This is a genomic window from Hyphomonas polymorpha PS728, from assembly GCF_000685315.1.
Lineage (GTDB): Bacteria > Pseudomonadota > Alphaproteobacteria > Caulobacterales > Hyphomonadaceae > Hyphomonas > Hyphomonas polymorpha.
In genome coordinates, this window is record NZ_ARYM01000001.1 from 316,703 (window position 1) to 326,971 (window position 10,269).

Sequence of the window (10,269 nt, forward strand, 5' to 3'; positions counted from 1 at the left end):
GGCTTACTCTTCGCTGGCCATCGGATCGCGCCAGGTCTGCATCGTGTCTTCGGTGATGAGGCTGCGATTGGGCTCGGCGCCCCAGCACATCTGGGAGCAGGAGCCGGCATGGTAGCGCCCGTCCTCATCCTGCGAGACGGCCACGGCATTCAGCCCCTCGAAACTGAACGTTACTCCGCAGGCGGCGGAGTTGGATGCGCTGCGCACCATGACGTATTTGGGCATGTCGCCCTTCAGGCTGCGGGTGACCTTGAAGAGGTAGACCAGCTGCGGCGGGTATTCGAAGCCGCCCTCGGTCTCGGCGGGGAAGTTCCCGGTCGCGGGCTTGCGCACCGACATCAGCTCGCCGACAAAGGCGCCGGCGGTGTATTCGCTTTCGAGCAGCGGGGGCTGGCTGTCACAGGGCAGGCAGCTGCAGGCAAGCGCGGCGGGGGCAGATACGGCGGCAAGCGCGGCAAGAGTGGCGAGGGGCTTCAGCATGGGGCGGTCTCCTTTGAGGCGCAGGCTGCCAGAACGCGCCGAACTTGGCCAGAGTTCCAGATAACCGGATTGATTGACCTATCAAACGGCTCACCCTGAGCGAAGTCGAAGGGCGAGCCGGGGCTAGCGTTGCGCTGTGTGGCACATCCTTGACTTCGCTCAGGATGAGCGTGGGCATTTGGGGCGCGGTCAGCGCTTCAGGTTCAACTCTTCCATCGTGCGGATGGCCTTGGCGGCGGAGACGCGGACGAGGTGGCGGCCTTTTTCGTCGCGCCAGTCGGCCTCGACGAAGCCGGAGGTCTTGCCGCGCGAGATGAGGCGGCCCTCGATTCTGATGAGGCCATTGGGCACCGGGCGGAAGATGCGGGTCTGCAGCTCTGTGGTGGTGAACCATTCGCCCTCTTCCAGCGCGCTGGCCATCGTCATCGAGACGATGTGGTCGGAGAGGCCAGCCACCCAGCCGCCGAACACGCGGTCCGGGCCAATGTCGCGGCTGCCATCATTGGGCCATTCATAATAGACGTGGCCATAGGAGACTTCCTTCAGCCAGTCCTGCGGGCGGATGCCGAGATTGCGGATGCCGGGGGGCAGTTCCCATTCGCCAGAGCGCAGGCGCTTGAAGAAGGCGTCCTGCTGGGCGGACATTTGCGTGCGCTGGGTCATGCGAGGCGGGCCCCGTTGGGAACGGGCTGGTCGGGCGAGAAGAGGACGATCTCTCCGGCGCTGTCGGCAAAGCCGAGGGTGAGGACTTCTGACATGAACTTTCCGATCTGGCGCGGCGGGAAATTCACCACCGCAGCCACCTGACGGCCGATCAGCGCGTCAGGCTCATAATGGGCTGTGATCTGGGCGGAGCTTTTCTTCCGGCCCACGCCCGGCCCGAAATCGATGACAAGGCGGAGGGCGGGCTTGCGCGCGCCCTCCAGCGGGGCGGCCTCAAGGATCGTCCCGATACGGATGTCTACCTTCAGGAAATCCTCGAAGGTGATTTCGGGCGCAGGGGGTGCGTCCGGCGAAGCGGTGTAGTGCATCAGGTAACCGTGGCGCCCCCGTCGACGACGAGCATCTGGCCAGTCATGTAGCTGCCAGCCTTGGAGGCGAGATAGACAGCTGCGCCGGCGATCTCTTCGGGTTCGCCGATCCGCTTCAGCGGGGTGCCGGTGAGGGAGCGTTTGAGGGTTTCGGGGTTTTCCCAGAGGGCTTTGGCGAAGTCGGTCTTGATCAGGCCCGGCGCGATGCAGTTGACGCGGATATTGTCGGCGCCGAACTCGGTGGCGAGGTTGCGGGCGAGCTGGAAATCGGCCGCCTTGGAAATGTTGTAGGCGCCGATGATCGGGGTACCGCGCAGGCCACCGATGGAGGAGACGATGATGATGGCGCCATCCTTGCGGGCCTGCATCTGCGGGGCGACCATCTGCACCAGCCAGTGATTGGAGATGATGTTGTTCTGCAGGATCTTGGTGAACTGATCATCCGAGATGCCGGCCATCGGGCCATAATAGGGGTTGGAGGCGGCGTTGCAGACGAGGATGTCGATCTTGCCGAAGCTTTTGGTGGTCTCGTCGACCATGGCCTGCAGCTCTTCCTTGGAAGAGATGTTGGCCGGGATGGCGATGGCGGTGCCGTCCCCATGCTTCTTGTTGATCTCGGCGGCGACTTCCTCGCACGGGCCAGGCTTGCGCGAGGAGATGACGACGCGGGCACCCTGATCTGCCATCGCCTCGGCGATGGCGCGGCCGATGCCGCGCGAAGATCCGGTGATGATGGCGGTTTTGCCGGTAAGGTCGAACAGGCTCATGGGGCGCTCCTCTTTGTGTCGTTTCCAAGTTTTTTGCTCGGCGCACGCTAGGGCGTACCTGTCAGAACCGCTAGGGGTTCCGTAAGGGAATTTCCGGGGGCTGGCACCTCTGCGGCGATTACGCAACTTTGCGTACGGGGCAGCCATGCTAGACCGCGCGGCGATGTCGCGCTCCCTCACCGCCTCTCTGGCCCGCCTGCTGGCGGTTGTCGCGCTGCTGATCCAGGCGGTGATGCCCTGGGCCATGGCAGCGGCGGCAGAGCGTTCGCCCGACCTCGTGGCCCATTACTGTTCGACACCGGGAGAGACCGCCGGCGCGGTGGCCATCGGCGCGGAGCTTTCCAAGCTGCTGGCCGAAAAGGAAGGCAAAAAGACGCAAGGCGACCCGCCGCATGATTGCGGGGACTGCGTGCTGGGCCAGCCGGTTCCGGTGCCCGATGCGGTGACCTTCAAGGCGCCGGTGATGCAGCCGGTGTCTGCGGATGTTGCGCTGTTCGAGGTGCGCTTTGTGAAGGTGGCCCGCGGGCCGCCGCTGGGCGCGCGGGCGCCGCCCGCCCTGGCAGATACGATCTGAGCGCTGCCCGGAGACCGGGTGGCAAAGCCGGGCGTGCCCGGACCTTATCTGTCTGAAGAATCCAAACACCATGAAACTTACATTCAAACAGGGCTCCGCCGTGAGCCTGACCGCCCTGTCGTTTGCCTTCGGGGCCATGCTGCCCGCCGCGGCGCAGGAAGCCACCGAAGACGCGCCGAAGATCGAAGAGACGATCCTCGTCACCTCAACCGCCCGCGCCGCCGCCGCGATGGAGCAGGCCGCCAGGACGCCGGGCGGCACGGACGTGATCACCTATGAGGAGTTTGCCGACCGCTTCCTCGTGTCGATGCGCGATACGCTCGGCTTCTCGCCGGGCGTCTACACCCAGCCGCGCTATGGCCAGGAAGTGCGGATCTCCATTCGCGGTTCGGGCATCAGCCGGGGCTTCCACATGCGCGGCATCACGCTGTTGCAGGACGGGGCGCCGATCAACCTTGCCGACGACAATGGCGACTTCCAGGAACTGGAGCCGATCTTCTTCGATCACCTGGAAGTCTATCGCGGGGCGAACGCGCTGCGTTTTGGCTCGGGCACGCTGGGCGGGGCGGTCAATGGTGTGACGCCGACGGGCGAAACCGCGCCGGGCGTTTATGTGCGCGCCGACGTTGGCAGCTTTGAGACCTATCGCGGGCTTGTCTCGGCCGGCGCCGTCAAGGGCAAGCTGGACGCCTGGGGCGCGGTGAGCGCTGACACCTCGCAGGGCGACCGGGACCATGTGCGCCGCGACTCGGTGCGCTTCCAGGGCAATGTGGGCTATCAGGTGACGGACGCGGTAAGCACCCGCTTCTATCTCAGCCTCAATGACATCGACCAGGAACTGCCCGGCGCGCTGACGCTGAGCGACGCGCTCAACAATCCCACCAAGGGCAATTTCGTGGGCGACCAGGCGCGCGACATCAAATCGATCCGTGTGCAGAACCAGACACGGATTGCCCTGGGCGAGGGAGAACTCGCCATCGGCGCTTTCTTCAATGACAAGGAGCTGTTCCATCCGATCTTCCAGGTGCTGGACTATACCTCTCAGGACAGGGGTGTGTGGGCCCGCTATGACTGGGAAAGCGGCAAGCTGGGCCTGACCGTGGGCGGGGCTGCGCGCGAAGGCGAGACCGACGCCAAGCGCTATGTCAACATCAATGGCCGCAGCGGCGCGCTGACCTTTCAGGCCGATCAGGAAGCCTGGACAGCAAACCTCTATGCCGAAGGCCGCTACAGCGTGACCGATCAGCTGACCCTGATCGCCGGGGCAATCTATGCCGAAGGCGAGCGGGAACAGCAGCTCAATTTCAACAATGGCGCCGCCACGGACGTTCTGGGGACGGCCAGCTTTGACGCGTTCTCGCCGAAGTTCGGCCTGCTCTATGATCTGGCCCCGGAAATCCAGCTCTACGCCAATTACAGCCGCTCGGCTGAGTTCCCCGGCTTCAGCGAAGTGGCACAGATTGCGAGCTTCGTGCCGGTCGATGCGCAGACGGCCTGGACGGCAGAGATCGGCACGCGCGGGCGCGCCGGGATCGCCAGCTGGGACGTGTCGCTCTATTCGGCCGATATTGATGGCGAGATGCTGCAGTTCACGGTCGGGCCGGATATTCCGGCCTCCACATTCAATGCCGACAAGACCATCCACCGGGGCATTGAGGCGGGGCTGGATCTGGAGTTCACTGACTGGCTGACCCTGCGCCAGGTTTATCAGTATTCGGACTTCAAGTTTGACGGTGACGCCGAGTTTGGGGACAATACGCTGCCGGTGGTGCCCGAGCATGTCTACCGGGCGGAGCTGCGCTTCAGCCATGACCGGTTCACGGTTGCGCCCAATCTTGAATGGGTGCCGGAGGGCGCCTGGGCGGATTACAACAACACGACCCGCACGGACGGCTATACCCTGCTGGGCCTGACCGGCAGCTATCAGGCGACCGGGAATATCGACCTCTTCCTCGACGCGCGAAACCTCGCCGGGGAGAAGGCCGCCGGGGATATTTCCGCGGTGATCACGGCAACGCCGGCTTCGGCGATCTACTATCCGGTGGAGCGGCGGGCCGTGTTCGGCGGCATCCGCGCACGCTTCTGATCCGGCTGGCTGCGGGCTTCCCCTTCGTGGGCGGCCCGCAGCTCTGCTTGCCAGACCCACCCTTGAAGGCGCAGACTGCGCGTCTCATTGAAGGGAGGGCTCGATGTTTCATGCTCTGCGATTTCTGGTGTCGGCGGCCTTGCTGGCGCTGCCGGTTGCCTGTGCAAGTGCCGGGAAAACGCCTGCGGCCACGGCCACGCCACCTGCCTATGATGCGGCGCTGGCCGAAAGGCTGGGGGCGGATGATCTGGGGATGCGGTCCTATGTGCTGGCGATCCTGAAGACCGGGCCGCAGGACGCCGCGATCACGGACAAGGATCAGCGGGCGGAGCTGTTTGCCGGGCATTTCTCGAATATGGGCCGGCTGGCCGAAGACGGAAAACTGGTGCTGGCCGGGCCGCTGGGCGGGGAAGACGGGCGGCGCGGCCTGTTCATTCTCAACACAGCCTACATTGCCACCGCGCAGGAATGGGTGGCGAGCGACCCCACGATTGAGGCAGGCATCTTCACGGTAGATTACAGCAAGTATTACGGCTCAGCTGCGCTGATGCAGGTGAACGAGGTTCACGCGAAGATCCAGAAGAAAGGGATTGGGGAGTAGGGCGGCTCAGCCCGCCAGGCCCCAGGCCTGCATCAGGATGTCGGCGAGCTTTTCCGTCCGGCGGCGGACGACATCTGAGGTCCAGGCATCCTGTTCCATCAGGTCGCGCGTCAGGGCAAAGTCCTGCCCGCCGCCGCCATTGAAGTAGATTTCCTTCTTGGCGCGATAGTCCAGCCGGTCTGCCTGCTGGTTCACCTTGTTCGTGAGCAGAACGAAATTGCCGAGCGTGTCGCACTGTTCGCGGCGTTTCACCGGGTCGGGCCAGGTGATCATCCAGTGGCTGTCTTCGGGCGGGTTGCGCGGCAGGACGTGTTCGACAGTAGCGTCGGATTCCGGCGGGATGGTGCGCCCGCCCGCTATGGCCGCGCAGAGGCGCAGGGCAATGGCGCGGCGCTGGCCATAGGTGCCAAAGCGCGTCGTCAGCCGGTCACGCAGCTTGCGGGCTTCGTCGCGGCTGATCGACAGGGGGCCGGATTTGCCAAACAGCACCCGGTCATTCTTCACCGCTTCGGTGATGCGGGCGAGACGTTTGTTGCGGGTTTCGCGCTCCTGCACCATGACCTGAGACATGTAGGAGAGGCGTTCGAGAGCGGCGAAGAAGTCCGGCGCCATCGGGTCTGTCAGGCCGCGTTCGACAATGAACTGGATGGCGGGCGCGCGCCAGGTCTTGTGCTCAAGGGCGCGCAGCTGGTTGATGCTGTCGAGCACGCCCTGGGGGGCGCCCATGTCCAGCGGGTCCTGCCCGGATTCGACCACGCGGAAAGCGGCGACATAGCTTGGCAGCATGTCGTCAAGGAATGTGCGCGGATCGATCTTGTTGAGCACCGCCTTCTGGAAGCCGGCGAAGAGGTCGCCCTTGGGCGAGCGGTCATGGATGGCGCGGATCTGGCGGAGAAGATCGTCAAAGGCGCCGCCGCCGAGGAGGGACTCATGCTCGGCCCAGCGCTCGGCATAGGCGTTGGCTTCGTCGGCCGTAAACTTTGCGCGCTGGAACAGTTCGGTCTTGATGATATCGTGAGCGCCCGGCTCCTTGCCGCGCGTATTCAGCACGCGGAACACCTTGAACCCCTGGTCCTTGTTGTCGACGACCACGCGGACGAGCGCGCAGCCGCCGGTGACGACATCGGCCAGCGCCCGGCGGCGCTCGGGCGCCATCTCGCGCAGTTCGCGGTGGAAGGCGGCGGCGTTGGCGATGATCTTCTGCTGGCTTTCGCTGTCGCCAGGCTCGTTGTCGAGCTTCAGCGTGGCGCCCGGCGTCTGGATGGAATCGCGGAAGAAGGCGCCGACATCATAGTTGAGGGCGATGCGCCAGTTGGCGCCTTCCCCCAGCAGCGGGCGGTCCTCGTCGGCGATCAGCTTGTGCAGCTCCTTGGAGAGGGCGGGGTCTGTCTCCAGATCGCGCAGCACGCAGAGCAGGATGGTGAGCGTGGTCAGGCGCTGCTGGCCGTCGACGATTTCCAGATGGCCGGGCTCCTCGCCATTCACGAAGACGAGCGCGCCGATGAAGTGGGCGATGGAGGCGTCCATCGCATCGACGAGATCTGCCAGAAGATCGAGCGCTTCACGGTCGCCCCAGGAATAGCTGCGCTGGTAATGAGGCATGCGCAGCCGCTCGCCGGGCGCGAACACTTCGCTCAGAGAACTTTCCTGCGCGCGGACTCCAAGTTGCATTAGTCTACCCTTCTACTCGCGCCCTCCCTAGCTCTTGCCAAAGGGGCCGACAACGCGAGATGAACACCCCGCAAGGTTCTTTGGGCATTTGTGTGACAGGAGAGTAACGATATGCGCCTCGTGAGATTCGTGGCCGAAGGGTTGGTCAGGTTTGGCCATCTGGAAGGCGATACTGTCGTGCCGGTTGCAGGCGACAGCTTTGTCGAGGCGCTGGAAGGCAAGGAGAAGGGCGCGCCGCTGGCGCTCAGCGTGGTGCATCTTCTGGCACCGGTGCCCCGGCCGGGAAAAATTCTGGGGATAGGTGTCAATTATGCTGCCCATGCCGCCGAGAGCGTAAGCTTCATCAACACCGCCAAACTGGAGGTGCAGAAATGGTTCAACAAGCAGGCCACGGCGGTCAACGGGCCCTATGATCCGGTCCACCTGCCCAAGGTGTCCGGACAGCTCGATTATGAGGGGGAGCTGGTGGCCGTGATCGGCAGGCATGGCCGGCATGTGCCCCGCGCGCGGGCGATGGAGATCGTCGCAGGCTTTTGTATCGGTTGCGATTATTCGGTGCGCGACTGGCAGAAGGCGAGCCAGACGATGATCATGGGCAAGGGCTTTGATACCCATGCCCCGTTCGGCCCGGCGCTGGTGACGCCCGATGAAATCGAGGACCTGCCGGGGCTGGAAGTGCGCTCCTATGTGAACGGCGAGCAGCGCCAGTCGGGCCATGTCCGCGACATGATCCATGATATTGCGGCGCAGATTGAACATCTCACCGCAGCCTTTACGCTGGAGCCTGGGGATGTGATCTTTACCGGAACGCCGGCAGGGGTCGGCGCGGGTTTCGACCCGCCTAAATGGCTGAAGGCAGGTGACCGTGTACGCATCGAGATCGACGGGCTGGGTCATATCGAGAACGAGATCGTTCCCGAGCCTGACACGACGCGAATCGGGTGAACCGGGGCGCCTTCCGGCGGGAACGACGGGGCCTCGCCTTGTGGGCAAGGCCCCAGTCTCCCCCGAGATCGCCCCCGCTCCGGCCAGCACTGGCCGCGGACCGGGGGCGTTCACAACCGGGAACAGCTCCTGGTTAACCTTTGATAATCCCCGTGTCCACGCGCCTTCTGTAGCCAGAACATCAGGAAACGGGCCGTTGTGGCTGATTTGCAACGGATTGCGGCTGGCTTGCGGGAGGGGGCAAATCAGGACAATTCCCAGCAATTCGTTAACTAATTTCGCCTTATTTTTAAGATTGATGGGCTGTTTGCGGGTGCTGACCTGATGACTTTTTTCTTGATCCTCCTCTATCTCGCCGCAGGCGCGGGGACCGGCTACGGCCTCTTCACGCTGACCACGGCGGGCTTGCCGCTGTCGATTGCGGGCGGGGCGGGGCTGGCGGCGGTCCTCATTCAGATCCACGTACTGGTGCGCACCTCGCTGACCGCGAAGGCGGCTAAGCAGGCCGAGGAACGCGTTCACGGGTTCGAGCGCGAGCTGACCGATACGGCCCGCCGCATGAATGTGGTGGAGGCCCGGACCGATGCCATCGAGGAAACCGTCAAGATCGAACTGGGCGAACGCCGGGATGCGCTCGTCAACGAGATGCGCCAGCTGGAAGGGCTGATCGACAAGCTGACCCGCAGCTTCGAGACGCGCCTGACCGACAGCACGGCGCTGGCCCGTGTTCAGCCGGTGGAAGACGCCGCCCTGCGGGATGTGCGCGACGCGCTGAAGGATGGCCGGGTTGACCTGCACCTGCAGCCGATCGTGTCGCTGCCCCAGCGCCGGGTGACCTTCTATGAGGGCTTCACGCGCCTGCGCCGCCCCGATGGCAGCCATATCACCCCGGCAGACTTTCTGGACGCGGCCCGCCGCGCCAGCCTGATGGGCGTGATCGACAATTTCATGCTGTTCCGCTGCGTGCAGATCGTCCGCCGCCTGGCCGAGCGGGACCGGCGCGTGGGCGTGTTCTGCAACATCTCCTCGATCTCGCTGGAAGACCCGACCTTCTTCCCGATGTTCCTGGAATTCATGATGGAAAACCGCGACCTTTCCGGCTCGGTGATCTTCGAGATCCGGGCCGACCGGTTTGAGCAGCGCTCGCCCGCGATGCGCGCCAATATGGACAAGCTGACGGCGCTCGGCTTCCGCTTCTCCATCGACCATGTGACGGGCCTCGACCTTGACCTGCCGCGCCTGCAGGCGGCGGGGGTGCGTTTCGTCAAGGTCAATGGCAGCCAGCTGATCGACCAGCTGCGCGACCCGCAGGGCCCTCGCCCGCTGACCGCGCTCAACCGCAAACTGGCGGCCAATGAAGTGGGCGCCGCCTTCTCGCGTTATGGCATCATGCTGATCGCCGAGAAGATTGAGGACGAAGCCAGCGTGGTGGAGATTCTCGAATACGAGATCCCCTTCGGCCAGGGCCATGTGTTCAGCGCCCCGCGCCCGATCAAATCCTCCCTGATGGAAGACACCGCGCCCCCGCGCGAGCTGATCGAGCGCCTGTCGAACTATCACTGAAGTTCCGCGCGTTTCACGCTGTGATTTCAAACGGCCCGGTCGCCAGATGGCTGCCGGGCCGTTTCGTTTCGGGCGCAGAGCGCGGCACATGCGATCGCGCCCTCGCCGGGGGTGCCGGGAGGCTGGGGGAGATCGATTGTGGCCAGGGCGCGGCGCGTCAGGAAGTGTCGGCGGCGAAGAAGCTGAAGGCCATGTCTGTCAGGCTGCGGAGGGTTTCTTTTTCGGGGCCGGGGAGGGCGCTGCGCAGGCCGGGGATACGGTGGGGCGAGAGGGGGCAGGGCTTGGGCGCTGCGCCGGCGAACTGGCGGCGCAGCCAGCGGGCAGCGACGGCGTGGGGATTGTTCAGGGCGCCATGCAGCGCGGCGAGGCGGCGGGCGAAGCCTGCGGAAAGGTCGCGCGGCGGCGCAGCGGGCACGGTCGGGGCGCTGAGAACATCCTCTGTCAGGGCGCGGATGCGGGGCAGCCTTGAGACCGGGAGATGATCCGTCTCCGGACGGGGCTGAGGCTCTCGCATGTTGAAGACGGGGGCGCGGGGCTGGGCGGCTTTCTGC

Annotated in this window: 11 protein-coding genes; 5 read left to right on the forward strand and 6 right to left on the reverse strand. The window is 64.7% G+C overall.

The genetic code is table 11. The annotated features are described in order from the left end of the window. Nucleotides 1-3 precede the first annotated feature (3 nt). From HPO_RS01555 to HPO_RS01570, 4 genes are all read right to left on the reverse strand, one after another. Nucleotides 4-480 carry a hypothetical protein gene (locus tag HPO_RS01555; RefSeq protein ID WP_035593543.1) on the reverse strand — a complete coding sequence of 159 codons (477 nt, stop codon included), beginning with the start codon at nt 478-480 and terminating at the stop codon, nt 4-6. 189 nt (nt 481-669) lie between these two features. Beyond that, nucleotides 670-1,143, reverse strand: a complete 474-nt coding sequence (locus HPO_RS01560) for a PaaI family thioesterase (RefSeq protein WP_051612159.1) — start codon at nt 1,141-1,143, stop codon at nt 670-672. Next, nucleotides 1,140-1,511: a tRNA-binding protein gene (locus tag HPO_RS01565; RefSeq protein ID WP_035593547.1), complete on the reverse strand. Its 372-nt coding sequence runs from the start codon at nt 1,509-1,511 to the stop codon at nt 1,140-1,142. Before HPO_RS01565 ends, HPO_RS01560 begins: the two co-directional genes overlap by 4 nt. Then, nucleotides 1,511-2,278 carry an SDR family oxidoreductase gene (locus HPO_RS01570; protein ID WP_035593550.1) on the reverse strand — a complete coding sequence of 256 codons (768 nt, stop codon included), beginning with the start codon at nt 2,276-2,278 and terminating at the stop codon, nt 1,511-1,513. Before HPO_RS01570 ends, HPO_RS01565 begins: the two co-directional genes overlap by 1 nt. 145 nt (nt 2,279-2,423) lie before the next feature. Between HPO_RS01570 and HPO_RS01575 the strand changes: the two genes are divergently transcribed. From HPO_RS01575 to HPO_RS01585, 3 genes are all read left to right on the forward strand, one after another. Next, nucleotides 2,424-2,852 carry a DUF2946 family protein gene (locus HPO_RS01575; RefSeq protein WP_084324094.1) on the forward strand — a complete coding sequence of 143 codons (429 nt, stop codon included), beginning with the start codon at nt 2,424-2,426 and terminating at the stop codon, nt 2,850-2,852. Between the two features lie 70 nt (nt 2,853-2,922). Continuing rightward, complete coding sequence (locus HPO_RS01580; RefSeq protein ID WP_035593554.1) at nt 2,923-4,938, forward strand: TonB-dependent receptor family protein; 2,016 nt, start codon at nt 2,923-2,925, stop codon at nt 4,936-4,938. A 103-nt stretch (nt 4,939-5,041) separates the two neighbouring features. After that, a complete protein-coding gene (locus HPO_RS01585) occupies nt 5,042-5,539 on the forward strand; it encodes a YciI family protein (RefSeq protein ID WP_035593556.1) in 498 nt (165 codons plus the stop codon). Nucleotides 5,540-5,545: 6 nt separating this feature from the next. Here HPO_RS01585 and HPO_RS01590 read toward each other — a convergent pair whose 3' ends face one another. Continuing rightward, entirely contained in the window at nt 5,546-7,210 is a 1,665-nt protein-coding gene (locus HPO_RS01590; RefSeq protein WP_035593558.1) for a DUF262 domain-containing protein, read from the reverse strand. 111 nt (nt 7,211-7,321) lie between these two features. Here HPO_RS01590 and HPO_RS01595 point away from each other — a divergent pair, with 111 nt between their 5' ends. After that, entirely contained in the window at nt 7,322-8,155 is an 834-nt protein-coding gene (locus HPO_RS01595) for a fumarylacetoacetate hydrolase family protein (RefSeq protein WP_035593560.1), read from the forward strand. Nucleotides 8,156-8,479: 324 nt separating this feature from the next. Next, a complete protein-coding gene (locus HPO_RS01600) occupies nt 8,480-9,718 on the forward strand; it encodes an EAL domain-containing protein (RefSeq protein ID WP_035593562.1) in 1,239 nt (412 codons plus the stop codon). A 157-nt stretch (nt 9,719-9,875) separates the two neighbouring features. Here HPO_RS01600 and HPO_RS20680 read toward each other — a convergent pair. Next, nucleotides 9,876-10,269, reverse strand: a 394-nt coding sequence (locus HPO_RS20680) for a hypothetical protein (RefSeq protein WP_035593564.1), incomplete at its 5' end; no start/stop codon positions are given.

Excerpts from the sequence above, each read along its gene's own strand:
- HPO_RS01555 (WP_035593543.1), bottom strand. The coding sequence starts at position 480 with ATGCTGAAGCCCCTCGCCACTCTTGCCGCGCTTGCCGCCGTATCTGCC.
- HPO_RS01560 (WP_051612159.1), bottom strand. The coding sequence starts at position 1,143 with ATGACCCAGCGCACGCAAATGTCCGCCCAGCAGGACGCCTTCTTCAAG.
- HPO_RS01565 (WP_035593547.1), bottom strand. The coding sequence starts at position 1,511 with ATGCACTACACCGCTTCGCCGGACGCACCCCCTGCGCCCGAAATCACC.
- HPO_RS01570 (WP_035593550.1), bottom strand. The coding sequence starts at position 2,278 with ATGAGCCTGTTCGACCTTACCGGCAAAACCGCCATCATCACCGGATCT.
- HPO_RS01575 (WP_084324094.1), top strand. The coding sequence starts at position 2,424 with ATGCTAGACCGCGCGGCGATGTCGCGCTCCCTCACCGCCTCTCTGGCC.
- HPO_RS01580 (WP_035593554.1), top strand. The coding sequence starts at position 2,923 with ATGAAACTTACATTCAAACAGGGCTCCGCCGTGAGCCTGACCGCCCTG.
- HPO_RS01585 (WP_035593556.1), top strand. The coding sequence starts at position 5,042 with ATGTTTCATGCTCTGCGATTTCTGGTGTCGGCGGCCTTGCTGGCGCTG.
- HPO_RS01590 (WP_035593558.1), bottom strand. The coding sequence starts at position 7,210 with ATGCAACTTGGAGTCCGCGCGCAGGAAAGTTCTCTGAGCGAAGTGTTC.
- HPO_RS01595 (WP_035593560.1), top strand. The coding sequence starts at position 7,322 with ATGCGCCTCGTGAGATTCGTGGCCGAAGGGTTGGTCAGGTTTGGCCAT.
- HPO_RS01600 (WP_035593562.1), top strand. The coding sequence starts at position 8,480 with ATGACTTTTTTCTTGATCCTCCTCTATCTCGCCGCAGGCGCGGGGACC.